The following is a 17,155-nucleotide window of genomic DNA, read 5'->3' on the forward strand; positions in this document are numbered from 1 at the left end:
TCGCGAATGCTTGGTTCTGATTCTGCCTCGCTATCCCTCGCAGCGATATAGGCGCACCGGTTTGGTCGAGCCTCGGGCGATCACCCCCTTTGCCTCCAGGTCGAGTTGCACGGCCTTGAGCCACCAGCCAGCTTTCGCGCCGCCTGGAAAAACGGTATCGGACAGTCGCCCAAGGAGCGCCGCCGTTGCCTCGGCCACGGTGATCCCCGGAGGCGTTGTGGGCAGAACAGGCAATAGAGCCTCGCGCATCGCCAGGTATTTTGTGCGATCCACCCGCTCTTTCCAATGAGGGGAGGTGAAGCTTTCGATTTCGATCTTGGTATCGGCTTCAGACATTCAATTCTCCATTCACCACAATTTTCGGGCTCCGGAACCCCATCCTGACCCATGCGGCAAACAACCGGCCGTAGAACGACAGGGACTGCTGCTTCAGGTTCGGAACATCGTCGGGCAGGTTCGCCGGTTGCTCAAGATCGCCTGTCATGGTCCGCATTTCGAGCCGCGGGCGATCGCCGTCGGTCCATAGCTGTCCATAGAGGCTGAGCCAGTGGCCTCCCTTCAGCTCCAGGAAAACCGGCGTGTTGCAGCAGGTCGCAATGACGCGACGCGTGCCCGCGCCTGCCGACAAGCGATACTCCCTCAAGTGTTCCGCGCCGGAAAGGATGCGCACACGGTCCTTCCGATGCATCACGAATGGAGTGGCGCCCTTTTCATCCACCACAGCCGCGGCGCCCGGCAACGTATTCAGAACGGCGCCCGCCTTCCTGCAACTGTTGCAAAGGCACTCGACGCTCGCGATATGAGGCCCTTCGACCTGCATGGTGAACTGTCCGCATTTGCAGGTCAGCGAGGTTTGTTTTGTCACCGCCTTCTCCCATGTCGTCATTAATTAGACTGGACCGTCCAGTTTGATTTGTCAAGCCTGAGTGCTATGGTGTTGTCGAACAGGGGAGACTGCGGAATGTCCAATGGCGCTGCCACCCGCCTCCATCGCAGCCACGCGAAGATCGTTGACGCGGCCGAGCGGGTATTTCTGCAGCACGGGTTTTTAGGCGCCAACATGGATGCGGTTGCTGAAAACGCAGGCGTCTCCAAGCAGACGGTCTACGCACACTTCAAGTCCAAGGAGGCCTTGTTCGTGGAGGTTGTGCGGGCCATGACTGGCGGTGCGGCGCACGAGATCGGCGAGGATGTCGAAGAGGTCTTGGACGATCGCCCCGTTGGGGAATACCTGTTGGGATTGGCAATCGACCAACTGACAATCGTCTTGACGCCGCGGCTGATGCAGCTTCGCCGGATGGTCATCGGAGAAGTTGAGCGATTTCCCGAACTGGGACAGTCGCTTTACGAAAACGGGCCAATGAGATCGATAAGGAGGCTCACGCGAGCCCTGGAACACTACTCATCGATCGGGCAGGTAAGTATGCCCGATCCGTCTGTTGCCGCCACGCATTTCAACTGGATCGTGATGGGTGCGCCAATCAACGCCGCCATGCTTTTGGGCGACAGCGGAATACCGTCAAAAGCGCAGCTTCGCGCCCACGCTCAGGAAAGTGTACGGATATTTTTATGCGGTTACGCGGTGCAAACTGCGACTGAAAGCTGATATCCGGCAAACGGCAGCTTCGTCCGCATGGCGGCTGTCCCGAGCGTTGGCAGTGGACTTTCGCTCGCCCCACGTTCGCTTGTTGCAAATCCGGTGACACGCGATACTCAAGCGACGGCAATTATGAAGAAGGCGGCAGCAACCATGGAGAAGAGCAACTCGAAGGAAGCGGATGGAGGAGCCTCCCCCTCCCAACTGCTCGATGCGAGGATCAAGGAGCTGGCCGGCTGGCGAGGCGAGACGCTCGCCTATGTCCGAACTCTCATCAAGCAAGCCGACCCGGACGTGGTGGAAGAGGTGAAATGGAGAAAGCCGTCGAACTCGATGCTGGGCGTTCCGGTGTGGGAGCATGCGGGCATCATCTGCACCGGCGAGACGTATAGGAACTATGTGAAGCTAACCTTTGCAAAAGGCGCTTCGCTGGAGGACCCGTCAGGTCTCTTCAACGCCAGCCTCGAAGGTGGCACCCGCCGCGCCATCGATATCCATGAAGGCGATAAGATCGACGAGGATGCGTTCAAGGCCCTCATTCGCGCGGCTGTCGCACTGAATGTTTCGTCGGCTAAATGATCTGCATTTGACGGCTGAAGCGAGGGCTTCAGCCGGGACGCTTGGCGCCGCGGCCTTTTGGTTTCCATGGAGGCCGGTCGGGCTGTCCTTCCGGCCGCTTGCCCTTGAATTTAGGCTTGCCCTTGAACTTTTCCTTGCCCTTGGCTTCAAGCGTTCGGGCCTGCGCTTGGCCCGCTGGGGCGATGCTGATGCCCCGCTCAAGGCTGCCGGCGCGCGTCAGATGCTCGGCATAGGCCTCGGCCTTGTCGGCAGAGATTTCGAACCTTGTCTCCGCATCGTCGATCCTGATCGAGCCAACATCGCGCCTGGTGACGCCGCCGGCCTTGCAGATCATTGGAAGCAGCCATTTCGGATCGGCGCGCTGCTTGCGGCCGAGCGAGATCGTGAACCACACACCGCCGACCATATCGGGTCCGCGGGGCTCGCGCACCGACGCGCCCTCGCGCGAAAAATCCTCGCCGGAACGCTTCTCGCGACGCGGCTTCACGGTTCCCGGAGATATGGCAATCGGCAGGATGTCCTCGGGCACCGGCCGGGTGGCAAGCTGCTGGCGCAGGTAGGCGACGGCGATCTGCTCCGGAGTCATCTGCCCGACGAGTTCGGCCACGAAGCGCGCTTCGGTCTCGTCGGCTGGCGGCGAGGCGAGTGCCGTCTCCAGAATCTGCCGGCGGTAGCGGGTCTCGATCTCGGCGATGCCGGGGGCAGGGCGGATCGTTGCCATGAGCTTCGCCAGCGACAGCACTTTGGCCGCCGCGCCGCGCCGGTGTTCTGGCACGATCAGCACGCACACGCCCTTGCGGCCGGCGCGGCCGGTGCGGCCGGAGCGGTGCAGGAGCGTCTCTGGATTGCTCGGCACATCGGCATGGATGACGAGGTCGAGATTGGGCAGGTCGATGCCGCGGGCGGCGACGTCGGTCGCCACGCAGACATGCGCCCGCCCGTCGCGCATCGCCTGCAAGGCGCTCGAGCGTTCCGACTGCGCGAGTTCGCCCGACAGCGCCACGACCGAAAAACCCCGGTTGGCCAGGCGCGCCGTCAGGTGCCGAACTGCCTCGCGCGTATGGCAGAACACCAGCGCGCTGCCGCTGTCGGAATCGAGGAGCGTGTTGATGATGGCGTGCTCGCGCTCGTCGCGCCGCACCAGCATAAGCTGGTATTCGATGTCGGCATGTTGCTGGCTCGCAGCACTTGCGGCGACCCGTACCGCGTCGTGCTGAAATGTCTTGGCGAGTTCGGCGATGCCGCGCGGCACCGTCGCCGAAAACATCAGCGTCCGGCGCTGCGGCGGGGCGGCGGCAAGGATGAATTCGAGATCCTCGCGAAAGCCGAGGTCCAGCATCTCGTCGGCCTCGTCGAGCACCACCGCACGCAGAGCGCCGAGATCGAGCGAGCCCTTGGTGATATGGTCGCGCAGCCGGCCTGGCGTGCCGACCACCAGATGCGCGCCGCGATCCAGCGCCCGGCGCTCGTTGCGCATGTCCATGCCGCCGACGCAGGTGGCGATGCGGATGCCGGCGACCGCATACAGCCAGTCGAGTTCCCGCTGCACCTGCATCGCCAGTTCGCGCGTCGGCGCAATGACCAGGCCCAGCGGCCGGTCGGGCGCGCCGAACCGCTCGGCGCCGGCAAGCAGCGTCGGGGCGATCGCCAGGCCGAAGGCGACGGTCTTGCCCGAGCCGGTCTGCGCCGAGACCAATAGATCGGCGTCGGCGTGCCCGTCCTCGAGCATCGCCATCTGCACCGGCGTCAGTTGCGAATAGCCCTGCGCCGCCAGCGCCGACGCTAGGGCGGGATGGACGGCGGCCGGCAGCGTTTTAGGCAAGTCTTCGGCAGTCGGGGTCATCTTTGTCGTCTCGTTGGAGCTGCCGCATACCAGCTTATCACGGCATCGGGCCAGCTTTTCGTTGCCGGAGAGCACTGCGTGTCTCTTCCTGCCGGGCAAACGCCTCGGTATCCCCTTGCCGAACCCCTGCGGCTGATCTGATTTGCGAGGGGAATCTCACCGCGATTCGGACGAGGCCGATCTGCAGGAAAAATCAGGATTTCCGCCACAATCGCGGCATTGCCGTCGGCTTCAAGTCACCTTCATCGCAAATCATTCCGGAGACTTTTTTCATGACCAACGCCTCGCACCACTCGAAGCTCAGGATCGCCGTGCTGTTCGGCGGGCGATCCGCCGAGCACGACGTGTCGGTGCTTTCGGCGGCCAATGTCATGGGCGCGCTGGAACCGGGCAAATATGATGCGGTGCCGGTTTTCGTCACCCGCGAGGGAAAATGGCTGTTGAGTTCCTTCGATGACGGTACGCTGTCGAAGCCGGAAAGCGGAACGGAAATCTGCCTGGTGCCCGGCGGACACGGGCGGATCATCGCACTCCCGGCCGGTGGCGCCGCCTATGATCTGCCGACGATCGACATCGCGTTTCCGGTGTTGCACGGGCTGCATGGCGAGGATGGAGCGGTGCAGGGGCTTTGCGAAGTCGCCCGCGTGCCGCTTGCCGGATGCGGCATCCTCGGTTCGGCCACCGCACTCGACAAGGACATCGCCAAACGATTGCTCAACGAGGCGGGTCTGGCGACGGCGCGCTCTGTCACCATTCATCAGGGGAATCCGCCCGCCTTCGCCGAAATCGAACGCACGCTCGGCCTGCCGGTCTTCATCAAGCCGGCGCGGCAGGGATCGTCGGTCGGGGTCAGCAAGGTTGCGACGGAAGGCGAATTCGAGGCGGCGCTGGCGGAAGGTTTCAAACATGACCGCAAGCTGCTGGCTGAGGAATTCATCCGCGGCCGCGAGATCGAATGCAGTGTGCTGGAGGATGTGCAAGGCGGCCTGTTCGTTTCGCGGCCTGGTGAGATCGTGCCGGCCGAAAACCACGGTTTCTACAGCTACGACGCAAAGTACGTCGACGAGAATGGCGCCGCGCTGAAGGTGCCGGCGGAACTACCGCCGGAAATCGAGAGTAATATCCGCGAGATGGCGGCGAATGCCTTCCGGGCGGTCGGCTGCGACGCCATGGCGCGCGTCGATTTTTTCGTCACGGCCGACATGCGCATTCTGGTCAACGAACTCAACACCATCCCCGGTTTCACCGACATCAGCATGTATGCCAAGGCGATGGCGGCGAGCGGCGTGAGTTATGGCGAGGTCATCGACCGGCTGGTGGAACACGGGCTGGCGCGCGCCGGCCGGTAGGCCGCCGCTACCGTCGCCGTCCGCCCGCCGCGGCCCCTTGTGTGGGCATGGCGGGCAGCGCCTCCATGACCCGCGAGGCGGGGAAGACCACGATCACCTCGGTGCCTTCGCGCAGTTTCGAGCGGATGTCGAAGCTGCCGCCATGCAGTTCGGTAAGCCCCTGGACGATCGGCAGGCCGAGGCCGGTACCCTGTTCGGCGCTCTTGATGGCGATGGCGCCTTGCCCGAAGGCCGACAGCACGACCGGGATCTCGTCCTCGGCAATGCCGGGGCCGTTGTCCTTCACCGACAGATACTGGCCGCCGCCCGCCGTCCAGCCGACGCGGACGCGAATCTCGCCGCCGGTCGAGGTGAACTTCACCGCGTTGGACAACAGGTTGAGTGTGATCTGTCGCACGGCGCGCTCGTCGGCGAACAGGCGCGGCATGCCTTGCTCGAACTCCTCGACGATGCGGAGATCCTTGCCGCGCGCCTTTAGCGTCATCATGTGGCAGCAGTCCTCGACGACGAGGGCCAGCGACAGCGCCTCCTCGTTGAGCTGATAGCGTCCGGCCTCGATGCGCGACAGGTCGAGAATCTCGTTGATCAGCGTCAGCAGGTGCTGGCCGGACGAGTGGATGTCGTGGGCGTAGTCCTTGTAGGTATGGTTGGTCATCGGCCCCAGCACCTCGCTGCCCATCACCTCGGAAAAGCCGAGGATGGCGTTGAGCGGCGTGCGCAGCTCGTGGCTCATCGAGGCGAGGAAGCGCGATTTGGCGAGATTGGCTTCTTCCGCGCGGAGGCGCGCCTCGTCCGACATCGCCTTCGCCGTCTCCAGTTCGGCGATCAGCGCGTCCTTTTCGGTGCGGAAGGACAAGAGCATCAGCGAGGAGCGGTAGATGTGGCCGGAGATGTAGGAGAAGAAGGGCAGCGCCAGCACCAGCAGGGCGGCCATCAGCGCCTCCACCGGCTGGCGCAGATTGGCGCCCAGCACCGCATAGAGCAGCACTGGCAGCGCGAAGGTGGCGACCAGCGCGCCGCGCAGCGAGGCCGCGATCAGCGCCGAGGCGGCGACCGCCAGCAGCAGCAGCACCGCCTTGACCACCGGAAACTGCGCGACGTGGCATTGGTCGCATTGCAGGGCCGCCAGATAGGCCCAACCGATGCCCGAGACGAAATGCGCGATCAGGAAAGCCCGCTTCGTTCGACTGACGTCGATATCATCGGTCGCGGTACGGCCGACGCGCTTTGCGAGAAAGCCGAGCCCGCCGTAGCAAGCCACTGTGATCAAGGCCCAGATGGCGATAGACAGGGTCATGCCTGCGAGCATGCCGCCAATGGCGATGAGCAGGACCAGCAAGGGCACCGCAACGGCGGCCGAGATGGTGGAGTCGGCATGCAGTTTCAGGAGTTCGCGGTCGAAGCCGACGTTGCCGGGCTGTTGCGCGAGGCGGTCGCGAATCCGCCGGACGGCCCTCGCCACGTCGCTGTTGCGATGCGGTTTGCGCCGGTCCACAATGATCTTGTCTGCCGTGTTGGTGTGCGTGGACGGCATTCCGGTTTGGTTTTTCGCGCGCTGAGCCTTGGATTTTTTAACGCCTCGCAGGCTAGTTCGGAATGATTAAGAGACTGTTTGCCATATGAGTCGCTTTTTGCGCGCGACGCTTGGCGGCGTGCGCCGATCCACTTCGCGCGGCCTGTTCCGCCGTGCATTCGACCTGTTCCTAGCCGTCGTCATCCTTGGCCTGCTGGCGCTTCTGGCGGCACGGCTCGACCGCGTGGAAACCTTGCGGCCGGCGGGTGTGGCGATCGTCAATGATGGCGACACGATCACCATCGCCGGCGAGAAGATCAGGCTGCGCGGCATCGACGCGCCGGAATATTCGCAAACCTGCCTGCGCGCTGGCATCAAATACGCCTGCGGCCGCGAGGCGCGCGAGGCTCTGCGCAAGCTGATCGGTGCAAAACCCGTCGCCTGCGCCGGCTGGCAGCGCGACCGCTACGGAAGGCTGCTCGGCGACTGCAAGGCTGGGTCGACCGACCTCAACCGTTCGCTGGTCGAGCAGGGCTGGGCGGTGGCCTTCGGCGGCTTCGAGGCGGAAGAACTTGCCGCCCAGCGCGCCGGACGCGGCCTCTGGGCCGGCGAATTCGAGCGGCCGAGGCAATGGCGCGAAACGCATGGCAGCATGGTCGAGGACGATCACGGCCGGCTGGGAACGCTATGGGGTTGGATCACCGGGATTTTCGGGTTGGGCGGCGCCTGATCGCGCACAAGCGGACGATGCCTCGCCAACCCGATGCAAATACCGCGCCGCGAGCGGCTGTCAGGTGGCTGCGGACGCGTTCTTGTGCAGCACGCCGGCTGGCCTACATTCTGTAAAGTGGTGGAACGACATGCCGCCCGCATTGGAGGACGCCGCCGATGAACGAGATGCTTCGCACCGAGATCGAGATCGCCGCCCCGCGGGCGACGGTCTTCGCCTTCCTCACCGATCCCGACAAGATCCTGCGATGGCTCGGCACGGCGACGACGGACGCCCGTCCCGGCGGCATCTATCTGGTCAGCGTCGGCGACAAGTACCCCGCCCGCGGTGAATTCACGGAAGTGATCCCGGTGCATCGCCTGGCCTACAGCTTCGGCTGGGAAGGGCGCGAGGCGGTGCCGCCCGGATCGAGCCTGGTCGAGATCGACCTGGTCGAGAAGGGCAGCGGCACGCTGGTCCGCTTCACCCATAGCGGGCTGCCGAACGAGGAAGAGCGTGCCGGCCACGAAAAGGGCTGGAACCATTATCTGCGCAGGCTGGCGATCGCCGCCGCGGGCGGCGATCCGGGACCGGATGGGCCGGTCGGCGAGTGAGATGGCGGCCGGCCGATTTGCCGTTGCCGGCCGCCTATACGCGTCAGGTAGCCAGGGGAGGCCGTGTTGCAACGCGAAAGTTTTCGGCGCTTGAGACAGACACTCGGCCGTCACGCGTAGCCGTTCCCTTCATAGCCCCCCGGTGCGCTTTGCGCCGATGGCGCGTCACCATGCCGGCAGTGCACGTGCCCGATGGGGTTCAAGTGCGGTGCCATGGGCAGCATGGCTGAGCACGACCGCAGCCGGCTCAACGGACTGTCCCGTCCTAGGCCCGAATGTCAATCGGCCTGAACCGACAACGGGATCGCCGTCGTTTCCTTTCCGGTTCGAATGACGAACATGGTGTAGTAGCGCGCGATGTTGCTGCGGTCATTGAACAGGCGTTCGCACAGCGCGTCGAACTCCGCCATATCAGCCAGGCGCAACATCAGGACTACGTCGGTCTGGCCGGAAACGCTGTAGGCCTGCACGACGGCCCGTTCCTTGGCCGCGAGGTCGAGAAACTGCCGCGTCGGTTGTTCGCCATGGCGTTCCAGCTCCACGGTGACGACCGCCTTCAGCCCCTTGCCCGCCTTGGCCGGATCGAGGATCGCAACGATGCGGTCGATGGCGCCGGCGGCTTTCAGCCGCTGGATGCGGCGCAGGCAGCTTGACGGCGAAAGCCCGATCGTTTCGGCCAATTCAGCATTGGTTCGTGATGCGTCCTCCTGCAGGAGATCGAGGAGTTTTCTGTCGATCCGATCCATCTGAGTCTCCGCATTTATGTTGCGAAACTATGCAATATTATTGCACAGACCCGCAAGATTTTGACGCCAAATGCAGACGATGCCGCGCTAAGCCATTGTCGGAAGCCTAGGAGATATGGCCATGACAGTGACTGCGCTGATTTACCGAAAAACCCGCGAAACGCTTGGAATCTATTGGGAACTGGTCCGTATCATCGTTCCGATCACGCTGCTCACCCAGGCGCTGGTGGAATTCGGCGTGATCCGCGCCGTCTCCCCCATGTTTGCGCCGGTCATGGAACTCTACGGACTGCCGCCGGAACTCGCCTTCGCTTGGCTGATGGGTTTGCTGGTTGGGCTCTGGGGCGCGGTGGCGACCCTCTTCACCCTGGTGCCGGTCTCGGAATTGACGGTCGCTGACATGACGGTCTTTTCGGCGCTGCTGCTGGTGGCGCACGCAATCCCCATCGAGCAGCGCATCATCCAGAAGGCCGGCCCCGGCTTCCTGGTCACCGCCACGGTCCGCGTCGGTGGCGGCATGGTCTTTGCGGCAATTCTGCACCAGGTCTTCGCCGCGACCGGATGGCTGGCCACACCTCTGGAACCTGCCTGGATGCCGATGGGCCAGAGCGCCGGCTGGGGCGAATTTGCACTGGGCCTGGTGGAGAGCCTTGTCGCCATGCTGGTCGTTCTGCTTGCGCTTAGCTGGACGATGGAGATCCTCAAAATGTCCGGCATCATGGATTGGCTGAACAAGGGCATCGCTCCCCTGTTCTGGCTTGCCGGCATCCGCTCCAAAACAGTCCCGTTCGCTGCGGTGGGCATGTTTCTCGGCATCTCCTACGGTGGCGGGCTGCTCATCCGCGAGGCGCGTTCGACAGCGGTCGAACCCCGCCAGATTTTCCTCGCCTGCATCTTCATGGGTTTTGCCCACTCGATCATCGAGGACACGCTGCTCGTCGTTGCCCTCGGTGCCGATTTCACCAGCGTCTTTGTCGCCCGCCTGATCTTTGCCGTGCTGGCGACCGCGTTGATCGCCAGGACAATAGGCTCGACCTCGGAACGCGTATTTTTCAACGCGTTCTTCGGCGGCAGGAGTTCCGAGGCGTTGGGATCGGAAACAAAATCCTGATGCCGGCGGGCCGGGCAACGCCTGCCTTCCGGATGGTCCAGACGTTCTCCGTTTCGAAAGGTGGCTTGACCGCGCGCCATGCGCCTCTATCCAATCGATATTGGGGGCAGGACCGGAAGCAAGGGCTGGAAAATGAAACTCTTCGACGGCGGCCGCGCGCCGAATCCGCGCCGCGTGCGCATCTTTCTGGCCGAGAAAGGCATCACAGTGCCGCTGGTGCCTGTCGACATGGGCGCCATGGGCCACAGAAGCGAGGAGGTCACCGCGAAAAATCCATTGCAGCGGCTGCCGGTGCTGGAACTCGATGACGGCACGGTCCTGACCGAATCGGTCGCCATCTGCCGCTATTTCGAGGAACTGCATCCGGAACCGGCGCTGTTCGGGCGCGGCGCGCTGGGCAAGGCGGTAGTCGAGATGTGGCAGCGGCGTATCGAACTCAACCTGTTTTATGCCGTGTCGCAGGCGTTCCGCCATACCCATCCGGCCATGAAGGAATGGGAGGTGCCGCAGGTACCCGAATGGGGCGAAGCGAACCGGCCGCGCGCCGTCGCCTTCATGCACATCCTCGACGAACACCTCGCCGAGCACGAATTCGCCGCAGGCGATTTTTTCAGCATTGCCGACATCACCGGCCTGATCGCGCTGGACTTCATGAAGCCGGCGCGCATCACCATCCCCGAGGATTGCGGCGCGGTGCTGCGCTGGCACCAGGCGCTGAGGGCACGGCCGAGTGCTTCGGCCTGATTACGCCGAAGAGCTGGAGCGGCTGGCGGCGCGCATCCGCGCCTGCCGCATCTGCGTCGACAGTCCGATCGGACGGCCGCTGCCGCACGAGCCGCGCCCGGTCGTAATTCCATCCTCGACCGCAAGAATCCTGATCGCCGGCCAGGCGCCGGGCACAAAAGTACATCTGAGCGGAAAACCGTTCTCCGATGCGTCCGGCATGCGCTTGCGCGACTGGCTGGGCGTGACCGAGGCGACCTTCTACGACGCAAGAAGGATCGCCATGGCAGGCATGGGCTTCTGCTTTCCCGGCCAGGACGCCAAGGGCGGCGACCTGCCGCCGCGCCGCGAATGCGCGCCGGCGTGGCGGGCGCAACTGCTTTCGCTGATGCCGCAGGTGGAACTCGTCGTAGCGGTTGGGCTTTACGCGCAGGCCTGGCATATCGGCGGACCCGCGCGCTCGCTGACCGAGACGGTGAAGAGCTGGCAGGGCATCTTCGAGGGTTCGAATGGACCGAAGATTATTCCGCTGCCGCACCCGTCATGGCGAAACACCGGCTGGATCAGGAAGAATCCCTGGTTCGAAACGGATTTGCTGCCGCGCCTGAAGACGGAAATCGCGCTGCGTCTTGCCTGACTTCGGCGCAAGTACATGCTCCGCATACGCTGCGCACCGTGAAAATCTTGCTTGTAAGGCGTTCCCGGAATGCTAAGTTCAAGGGAATATTTTTCTCCCGGAGCCCATCATGGACCGCCTCGACCGGAAAATCCTTCGTCTTCTGCAGGAAGACGCGACGCTCGCCGTTGCCGATATCGCCAAGAAGGTAGGCCTGTCGACGACGCCGTGCTGGCGCCGCATCCAGAAGCTGGAGGAGGAAGGCGTCATCCGCCGCCGCGTCGCCATCCTCGATCCGGAAAAGATCAATGCGCGCGTCACGGTGTTCGTGTCGATCCGCACCAATTCGCACAGCCACGAATGGCTGCGGCGATTCTCTGAGGTGATCCAGGAGTTCCCGGAGGTCATCGAGTTCTATCGCATGAGCGGCGACATTGATTATTTGCTGCGCGTCGTCGTGCCGGACATCGCCGCCTATGACGCCTTCTACAAGCGGCTGATCGCCAAGATCGAGATACGCGACGTGTCGTCGTCCTTCGCCATGGAGCAGATCAAGTACACGACCGAGCTGCCGCTGGACTACATGGTGCTGGACAAGGAGTCCGGCTCGAACGCGGCTTAGGGCGCGGAGCGTTCTCCGTGCTGGCGAGGCGTTTGGCGTTCACGCCGGCCCGCGCGCGAATTGGCTGGTAAGCGGGAACGGCTCATCTATGATGTGACGCAAAGTCAATATTTGGTCTGCAACCGTCGAGGAAGCATATCATGAAAGGCTTTGTCGCTTATGCTGCTCCAATATTGAGCTTTGTTGCAGCGCTGGTCGCGCTGCTTGGACCGAGCCGTAAGCCAGATATGACGGGGGTGGCGAGCCTGACGGCTTTCGGATGGGCCGCCGGCTGCTTTGCGCTCATCGCTCTCATGTTCACGCTCTACAATGCCAAGTCCCAGCAAGACGCCATTCGTCAGGCTCAAGCCCAACTGACGTCCATGAGGAAGGTCGCGCAAAGCGAATTCGAGCACGGAACAGAGCTTATCCTGAACATACTCAGGTTCGCGGCGCTGATGCGCTACACGACGGTCATCAGTCCCGGGCCGGAAGACCGGCTGCCATACGACGACGCCGCCCAGATCGACCTGCGCAGTAAACGCACTCTCGACGACCTGGCGACGTTGAGGCTGGATCCGGCTGTGAGGCTTGGCCTGCCTTACATCCCGTCCGCGGTTCCCTTCAGCCCATCGAGCAAACCGGCCATGTCGATCCTCATGGAGCAATCCTCCAATGCGATCGCCATTCTCGAAAACGCCTTGCAGACCTATTCCGCCAAGGTCGTCGATGCCGAGGTCATGGAATCAGCCAGCGTGCTCGCCCGCGACCCGTTCCTCAAGCGCCTGACGACGCTCGATGCCGAATGGAGGGCACGCAGCGAAATCGAGGATTCTACCAGGCCCGAGACCGTGGGCGTTTATTTTCTGGGCAAGACCAGTCCGAACCCTGCTCCTGACCAATATCTCGAACTGCTCGACAAGGTCGATCGCTTGAGAGCGGCTCTGAATGCGTTGGTGAGCAAACAGTAGAAATCAGTGGGGCGGTATGCTTTCCGGCCGTCGCGCGGCGAGTCGTTCCAGCGTCTTCGGGGCGGTCAGTTCGCGCACCGCGTCCTTGCCGATCCAGCGCGCGGTCTTGTCAGGCGAGGCGGCGAGTTTTTCGGCAAGCGCCAGCGCCGGCGGGTGAAGCACTAGCGAGCGTTTACCGATGGTGCGCAGCGCCCAGTTGACGGCCTTCTTCACGAAATTGCGACTGTCGGTCGAATGCTTCTCCATGAGCGGCAAATAGTTCGCGAATGTGGCGTCCGGCTCCTTCTTTCTGTGCACCGTTGCCCAGCACAACATGGCAAAGGCCGTACGCCGTACGAACTCGCGGTCGTCCTCGGCAAATTCCTCGATCAAATCTCGCCAGCAATCGATGTCGACGAACAGGTCCGAGACGCCGTCGACGATGTCCCAGGAATCGAACGAAGCCGCCCAAGCCCTTGCATTGTCTGCGGTAAACCGCTTCGGGTCGGTGGTGACGGAGGCGATGAACTGTGCCTCCATGATGCCGCTGTCCCAGAGGTCAAAAGCGCGCTCGTGGTTGCGTTTTATGCGTTTGGCGATGTCCCTTTGCACGCCGTGGGAAATTCCCAGCGCCCGCTCGATCCGGATTCCGTAGCGCAGCATGCCCTTTCGGTTTTCTTCTGAACCGATTGATTTCAGATAGGAAATCACCTCGGAAGCCGTCGAGGCCGGCGACAGTTCGGCGGGTGCTGGCCCGGTCATTTCTCCAGCCGTGCGAGCAGCGACGAAGTATCCCAGCGCCTGCCGCCCATACCTTGCACTTCCTTGTAGAACTGGTCGACCAGCGCGGTGACCGGCAGCTTCGCGCCGTTGCGGTCAGCTTCCTCAAGGCAGATCTTAAGATCCTTGCGCATCCAGTCGACTGCAAAGCCGAAATCGTATTTGCCGGCATTCATCGTCTTGTGGCGGTTCTCCATCTGCCACGAGCCGGCAGCACCCTTGGAGATGACCTCAACGACCTTCTCGACATCCAGACCGGCGCGCTTGCCGAAATGCAGGCCCTCCGCGAGCCCCTGCACCAGCCCGGCAATGCAGATCTGGTTGATCATCTTGGTCAATTGCCCCGCGCCGGACGGACCCATCAGGCCAACCATACGGGCGTAGGCGTCGATCACTGGCCTGGCCCGGTCGAAATCCGCCTGCTCGCCACCGACCATGACGGTGAGAAACCCGTTTTCCGCGCCGGCCTGCCCGCCGGAAACGGGCGCGTCGAGAAAGGCGAAGCCGCCGGCGGATGCCTTTTCAGCGAGTTCGCGCGCCACTTCCGCGGAAGCCGTCGTGTTGTCGATGAACACGGCGCCCTTCTTCATTGCCTGGAAGGCGCCGTGCGCGCCGATTGTCACTTCGCGCAGATCGTCATCATTGCCGACGCAGGAGAATACGAAATCCTTGCCTTCGGCGGCTTCGTGAGGCGTCGGCGCGCTCCTGCCGCCATGTTCCGCGACCCATTTTTCGGCGCGTGCGGCCGTGCGGTTGTACACCGTCAGATCATGGCCGCCCTTGTTCTTCAGGTGCCCTGCCATGGGGTAACCCATGACGCCGAGACCGAGAAAAGCGACAGACGCCATGGTGCGATCCTCTACGAACGATTCCGATTGCGTTGCTTTCGGTCGCCCGATCAGCGCCGCAGATGTCGTGTAATCACACGCTCGATCCAGTCAATCCCGTTGCGCAGGGTTTCGACAAGAGCAAGGTAGACGATCGCCGCCCAGATATAGGCCTGGAAATCGAAGGTGCGGGAATAGGCGAGGCGAGTCGCGCCCATAAGATCGGCGACAGTGATCAGCGCCACGATCGCCGAACCCTTGACCATCAGAATGATTTCATTGCCGTAGGGGCGGAGCGCGACGATCAGTGCCTGCGGCAAAACGATCTTCCAGAGCGTCTGCAGGTTGTGTAGGCCAAGCGAGGCGGCACCTTCCCACTGGCCACGTGGTACGCTCCTGATCGCGCCGCGAAGGATTTCAGCCTGATAGGCGGCGGTGTTCAGGGAGAAGGCGAGGATCGCGCAATACCAGGCCTCGCGGAAGAAGGTCCAGAGGCCGACCGCCTCCAACTGCGGCTTGAACGATCCGATGCCGTAATAGATCAGAAAAGTCTGCGCCAGCAGCGGCGTGCCGCGAAAGAAGTAGACGTATCCGTAGGCGAGCGCCGACAGCATGCTGTTGCGCGACATCCGCGCATAGGTGATCGGCAGCGACAGGATGGCGCCGAGAATGATCGAGATGACAACCAGCGACAGCGTCACCTTGAGGCCGGAAACATAGGTCGGAATGTATTTTTCAAACCATTCCGGGTTCCAGGCGGCGGCAAGGTAGCCGACGAGGCCGATGCCCACAAGAATCCATAGGCCGACCAATACATGACCGATGACGCGCTCGCGCGGCCAACCGCGCGGCGGCTTCGGTGGGGCGAGTTCAACGGCGGCCTGGCTGGTGACGCTCATCGCGCGGGCTCCTGGCCAACCGCTCTTTCGATCTTGTTGATTCCGAAAGACGAAATGATAGTCAGCGCGAGATAGAGGAAAGCCGCGAAACTGTAGAAAAGGAAGGGCTCGCGCTCCACTCGCGCCGCCACGCCGGTCCAACGCAGGATATCGTTGAGGCCGATCGCCGAGACCAGGGCGGTTTCCTTGAGTAGGATCAGCCAGAGATTGGCCAGACCCGGCAGCGCGATTCGTATCAATTGCGGCAGGACCACAAGGCGCATCGTCTGGCTGTTGGTCAGACCTATCGCGTACCCGCCTTCATACTGGCCGAGGGGAATGGCTCGAAATGCAGAAAGGAAGACTTCGCTGACATAGGCCGAAAAGACGACGCCAAGCGCTACCATGCCGGAGATGAAGCTGTTGACGTCGACCGTTGCGCCCGGATCGATCGTGCGGACTAAGGTCTGGATGCCGATCTGCGCGCCGTAATAGACCAGGAAGAGCGTTACGAGTTCGGGCAACCCGCGGAAGATCGTCGTGTAGATGTTGCCCGCGAGCCGGAGCGAAGGCTCTCTCGACTGCTTTGCCAAGGCGACGAAGAAACCGATCAGAAGGCCGATCGGCAGGGTCGCGAAAGCCAGCGAAACGGTGATGAAGACGCCATAGGCGATTTCGTCGAGCCATCCCTCAGAGCCCCAACTCAGCAGAGTCCAGATGCTCTTCATGAGGCTGGTTGGCTCCGTTGATCAGTCTGGCAGCGGGTAATGACGGGCGACCGCATCTGGCGGCCGCCCGTCAGATCGATCAGCTTTCGGCGCCGTAGACGTCGAAGCTGAAATACTTGTCGTTGATCGCCTTGTATTTGCCGTTGGTGCGGATCGCCTTGATGGCTTCGTTGAACTTGTTGACCAGGTCGGTCTCGCCCTTGCGCACCGCGATGCCGGCGCCCGGACCGAAGATCTCGACAGGCTGCGGGGAGGGTTGGCCGAGGATCTTGCAGCAGGCGCCATCCGCCGTCTTCAGCCATGCCTCCAGAACGCTGATGTCGTCCTCAACCGCGTCGAGGCGGCCATTGGCCAGGTCGAGCAGGAATTCCTGGCTGGACGGATAACCCTTGATCTCGGAGTCCGTGTAGGTCTGCGAGGCATAGTTGAAGTGCGTGGTCGACGTGGCGACGCCGACCGTCTTGCCGGCCAGGCCTTCCTTGGTGATCGCCGTTATGGTGCTGTCCTTCGGACCCGCGACGGCGGAAGGCGTGTTGTAATATTTGTTGGTGAAGTCGACCTTCTGCTTGCGCTCGTCGGTGATCGACATCGAGGCGATGATGGCGTCGAACTTGCCGGCCTGCAGCGCCGGGATGATGCCGTCCCAGTCCTGGGTGACGAATTCGCACTTCGCCTTCATCTCTTCGCAGAGCGCATTGGCGATGTCGATGTCGAAGCCTTCCAGCTTGCCGTCGGCGGTCAGGTTGTTGAAGGGCGGATAGGCGCCTTCGGTGCCGATCTTCAGGCTCAATTCCTGGGCGCTGGCCGCACCGAGGGATGCCGCGAGCGCGGCTGCCGATATCGCGAAGGCGATACGTCTTGTGATACGCATAACGTTCCTCTCTTTTATTGGCCGGTCCCGTCCATTGGGGCCGGGCCGCTAGCGGCGCGGCTGACGCGCCCGCATTCATTAATATTCCCACTGTTTTTGCTGAAAAAGCAATCGCAAAAC

General features: G+C 62.7%; 20 protein-coding genes. 10 read left to right on the forward strand and 10 right to left on the reverse strand.

Annotation, left to right across the window (positions count from 1 at the left end; genetic code table 11):
- Positions 1 to 30: 30 nt before the first annotated feature.
- Together ACH196_RS19840 and ACH196_RS19845 are read right to left on the reverse strand one after the other, a co-directional pair.
- The gene (locus tag ACH196_RS19840) at positions 31 to 336 is read right to left on the reverse strand and encodes a DUF6958 family protein (protein WP_396648654.1); all 306 of its coding nucleotides are present in this window, start codon (positions 334 to 336) and stop codon (positions 31 to 33) included.
- Complete coding sequence (locus tag ACH196_RS19845) at positions 329 to 865, reverse strand: GFA family protein (RefSeq protein WP_396648655.1); 537 nt, start codon at positions 863 to 865, stop codon at positions 329 to 331. Before ACH196_RS19845 ends, ACH196_RS19840 begins: the two co-directional genes overlap by 8 nt.
- 96 nt (positions 866 to 961) lie before the next feature.
- Here ACH196_RS19845 and ACH196_RS19850 point away from each other — a divergent pair, with 96 nt between their 5' ends.
- Entirely contained in the window at positions 962 to 1,606 is a 645-nt protein-coding gene (locus ACH196_RS19850) for a TetR/AcrR family transcriptional regulator (protein ID WP_396648656.1), read from the forward strand.
- 123 nt (positions 1,607 to 1,729) lie between these two features.
- The gene (locus ACH196_RS19855; protein WP_396648692.1) at positions 1,730 to 2,176 is read left to right on the forward strand and encodes a DUF1801 domain-containing protein; all 447 of its coding nucleotides are present in this window, start codon (positions 1,730 to 1,732) and stop codon (positions 2,174 to 2,176) included.
- 28 nt (positions 2,177 to 2,204) lie between these two features.
- Here the strand turns inward: ACH196_RS19855 and ACH196_RS19860 are convergent, their stop codons facing one another.
- Entirely contained in the window at positions 2,205 to 4,019 is a 1,815-nt protein-coding gene (locus tag ACH196_RS19860; RefSeq protein WP_396648657.1) for a DEAD/DEAH box helicase, read from the reverse strand.
- 272 nt (positions 4,020 to 4,291) lie between these two features.
- Between ACH196_RS19860 and ACH196_RS19865 the strand changes: the two genes are divergently transcribed.
- On the forward strand, positions 4,292 to 5,368 hold the full coding sequence (locus ACH196_RS19865) for a D-alanine--D-alanine ligase family protein (protein ID WP_396648658.1): 1,077 nt from the start codon (positions 4,292 to 4,294) through the stop codon (positions 5,366 to 5,368).
- Positions 5,369 to 5,375: 7 nt separating this feature from the next.
- Here the strand turns inward: ACH196_RS19865 and ACH196_RS19870 are convergent, their stop codons facing one another.
- Positions 5,376 to 6,902, reverse strand: a complete 1,527-nt coding sequence (locus tag ACH196_RS19870) for a sensor histidine kinase (RefSeq protein ID WP_396648659.1) — start codon at positions 6,900 to 6,902, stop codon at positions 5,376 to 5,378.
- A gap of 85 nt (positions 6,903 to 6,987) precedes the next feature.
- On the opposite strand from ACH196_RS19870, the gene ACH196_RS19875 reads away from it, so the two are divergent.
- Together ACH196_RS19875 and ACH196_RS19880 are read left to right on the forward strand one after the other, a co-directional pair.
- A complete protein-coding gene (locus ACH196_RS19875) occupies positions 6,988 to 7,611 on the forward strand; it encodes a thermonuclease family protein (RefSeq protein WP_396648660.1) in 624 nt (207 codons plus the stop codon).
- A 158-nt stretch (positions 7,612 to 7,769) separates the two neighbouring features.
- Complete coding sequence (locus ACH196_RS19880) at positions 7,770 to 8,204, forward strand: SRPBCC domain-containing protein (RefSeq protein WP_396648661.1); 435 nt, start codon at positions 7,770 to 7,772, stop codon at positions 8,202 to 8,204.
- Between the two features lie 278 nt (positions 8,205 to 8,482).
- Here ACH196_RS19880 and ACH196_RS19885 read toward each other — a convergent pair whose 3' ends face one another.
- Positions 8,483 to 8,950, reverse strand: coding sequence for an Lrp/AsnC family transcriptional regulator (locus tag ACH196_RS19885; protein ID WP_396648662.1), 468 nt, complete (start codon positions 8,948 to 8,950; stop codon positions 8,483 to 8,485).
- 121 nt (positions 8,951 to 9,071) lie between these two features.
- On the opposite strand from ACH196_RS19885, the gene ACH196_RS19890 reads away from it, so the two are divergent.
- The 5 genes from ACH196_RS19890 to ACH196_RS19910 all read left to right on the forward strand — a co-directional run bounded on the left by ACH196_RS19890 (position 9,072) and on the right by ACH196_RS19910 (position 12,972).
- Positions 9,072 to 10,061 (forward strand): nucleoside recognition domain-containing protein, encoded by a 990-nt coding sequence (locus tag ACH196_RS19890; RefSeq protein ID WP_396648663.1) that lies wholly within the window; start codon positions 9,072 to 9,074, stop codon positions 10,059 to 10,061.
- 132 nt (positions 10,062 to 10,193) lie between these two features.
- Entirely contained in the window at positions 10,194 to 10,805 is a 612-nt protein-coding gene (locus tag ACH196_RS19895; protein WP_396648664.1) for a glutathione S-transferase, read from the forward strand.
- A complete protein-coding gene (locus ACH196_RS19900; protein WP_396648665.1) occupies positions 10,792 to 11,421 on the forward strand; it encodes a uracil-DNA glycosylase family protein in 630 nt (209 codons plus the stop codon). Before ACH196_RS19895 ends, ACH196_RS19900 begins: the two co-directional genes overlap by 14 nt.
- A 109-nt stretch (positions 11,422 to 11,530) precedes the next feature.
- Positions 11,531 to 12,022, forward strand: coding sequence for an Lrp/AsnC family transcriptional regulator (locus ACH196_RS19905; protein ID WP_396648666.1), 492 nt, complete (start codon positions 11,531 to 11,533; stop codon positions 12,020 to 12,022).
- 140 nt (positions 12,023 to 12,162) lie between these two features.
- Positions 12,163 to 12,972: a hypothetical protein gene (locus tag ACH196_RS19910; protein ID WP_396648667.1), complete on the forward strand. Its 810-nt coding sequence runs from the start codon at positions 12,163 to 12,165 to the stop codon at positions 12,970 to 12,972.
- 3 nt (positions 12,973 to 12,975) lie between these two features.
- Here ACH196_RS19910 and ACH196_RS19915 read toward each other — a convergent pair whose 3' ends face one another.
- From ACH196_RS19915 to ACH196_RS19935, 5 genes are all read right to left on the reverse strand, one after another.
- Entirely contained in the window at positions 12,976 to 13,713 is a 738-nt protein-coding gene (locus tag ACH196_RS19915; protein ID WP_396648668.1) for a DNA alkylation repair protein, read from the reverse strand.
- On the reverse strand, positions 13,710 to 14,630 hold the full coding sequence (locus tag ACH196_RS19920) for an NAD(P)-dependent oxidoreductase (protein ID WP_396648693.1): 921 nt from the start codon (positions 14,628 to 14,630) through the stop codon (positions 13,710 to 13,712). Before ACH196_RS19920 ends, ACH196_RS19915 begins: the two co-directional genes overlap by 4 nt.
- The gene (locus ACH196_RS19925) at positions 14,630 to 15,457 is read right to left on the reverse strand and encodes an ABC transporter permease (protein WP_396648669.1); all 828 of its coding nucleotides are present in this window, start codon (positions 15,455 to 15,457) and stop codon (positions 14,630 to 14,632) included. Before ACH196_RS19925 ends, ACH196_RS19920 begins: the two co-directional genes overlap by 1 nt.
- Positions 15,454 to 16,164 carry an ABC transporter permease gene (locus ACH196_RS19930; protein WP_396648670.1) on the reverse strand — a complete coding sequence of 237 codons (711 nt, stop codon included), beginning with the start codon at positions 16,162 to 16,164 and terminating at the stop codon, positions 15,454 to 15,456. The genes ACH196_RS19925 and ACH196_RS19930 overlap by 4 nt, the downstream gene beginning before the upstream one ends.
- A 79-nt stretch (positions 16,165 to 16,243) precedes the next feature.
- Positions 16,244 to 17,035 (reverse strand): ABC transporter substrate-binding protein, encoded by a 792-nt coding sequence (locus ACH196_RS19935; RefSeq protein ID WP_396648671.1) that lies wholly within the window; start codon positions 17,033 to 17,035, stop codon positions 16,244 to 16,246.
- Positions 17,036 to 17,155 lie beyond the last annotated feature (120 nt).

Origin of the sequence: Mesorhizobium sp. IMUNJ 23232 (assembly GCF_044326205.1) — a bacterium.
Lineage (GTDB): Bacteria > Pseudomonadota > Alphaproteobacteria > Rhizobiales > Rhizobiaceae > Kumtagia.

Bases quoted from the DNA above. Each gene is read 5' to 3' on its own strand.
- ACH196_RS19840 (WP_396648654.1), bottom strand. From the start codon at position 336: ATGTCTGAAGCCGATACCAAGATCGAAATCGAAAGCTTCACCTCCCCT.
- ACH196_RS19850 (WP_396648656.1), top strand. From the start codon at position 962: ATGTCCAATGGCGCTGCCACCCGCCTCCATCGCAGCCACGCGAAGATC.
- ACH196_RS19855 (WP_396648692.1), top strand. From the start codon at position 1,730: ATGAAGAAGGCGGCAGCAACCATGGAGAAGAGCAACTCGAAGGAAGCG.
- ACH196_RS19860 (WP_396648657.1), bottom strand. From the start codon at position 4,019: ATGACCCCGACTGCCGAAGACTTGCCTAAAACGCTGCCGGCCGCCGTC.
- ACH196_RS19865 (WP_396648658.1), top strand. From the start codon at position 4,292: ATGACCAACGCCTCGCACCACTCGAAGCTCAGGATCGCCGTGCTGTTC.
- ACH196_RS19870 (WP_396648659.1), bottom strand. From the start codon at position 6,902: ATGCCGTCCACGCACACCAACACGGCAGACAAGATCATTGTGGACCGG.
- ACH196_RS19875 (WP_396648660.1), top strand. From the start codon at position 6,988: ATGAGTCGCTTTTTGCGCGCGACGCTTGGCGGCGTGCGCCGATCCACT.
- ACH196_RS19880 (WP_396648661.1), top strand. From the start codon at position 7,770: ATGAACGAGATGCTTCGCACCGAGATCGAGATCGCCGCCCCGCGGGCG.
- ACH196_RS19885 (WP_396648662.1), bottom strand. From the start codon at position 8,950: ATGGATCGGATCGACAGAAAACTCCTCGATCTCCTGCAGGAGGACGCA.
- ACH196_RS19890 (WP_396648663.1), top strand. From the start codon at position 9,072: ATGACAGTGACTGCGCTGATTTACCGAAAAACCCGCGAAACGCTTGGA.
- ACH196_RS19895 (WP_396648664.1), top strand. From the start codon at position 10,194: ATGAAACTCTTCGACGGCGGCCGCGCGCCGAATCCGCGCCGCGTGCGC.
- ACH196_RS19905 (WP_396648666.1), top strand. From the start codon at position 11,531: ATGGACCGCCTCGACCGGAAAATCCTTCGTCTTCTGCAGGAAGACGCG.
- ACH196_RS19910 (WP_396648667.1), top strand. From the start codon at position 12,163: ATGAAAGGCTTTGTCGCTTATGCTGCTCCAATATTGAGCTTTGTTGCA.
- ACH196_RS19915 (WP_396648668.1), bottom strand. From the start codon at position 13,713: ATGACCGGGCCAGCACCCGCCGAACTGTCGCCGGCCTCGACGGCTTCC.
- ACH196_RS19925 (WP_396648669.1), bottom strand. From the start codon at position 15,457: ATGAGCGTCACCAGCCAGGCCGCCGTTGAACTCGCCCCACCGAAGCCG.
- ACH196_RS19930 (WP_396648670.1), bottom strand. From the start codon at position 16,164: ATGAAGAGCATCTGGACTCTGCTGAGTTGGGGCTCTGAGGGATGGCTC.
- ACH196_RS19935 (WP_396648671.1), bottom strand. From the start codon at position 17,035: ATGCGTATCACAAGACGTATCGCCTTCGCGATATCGGCAGCCGCGCTC.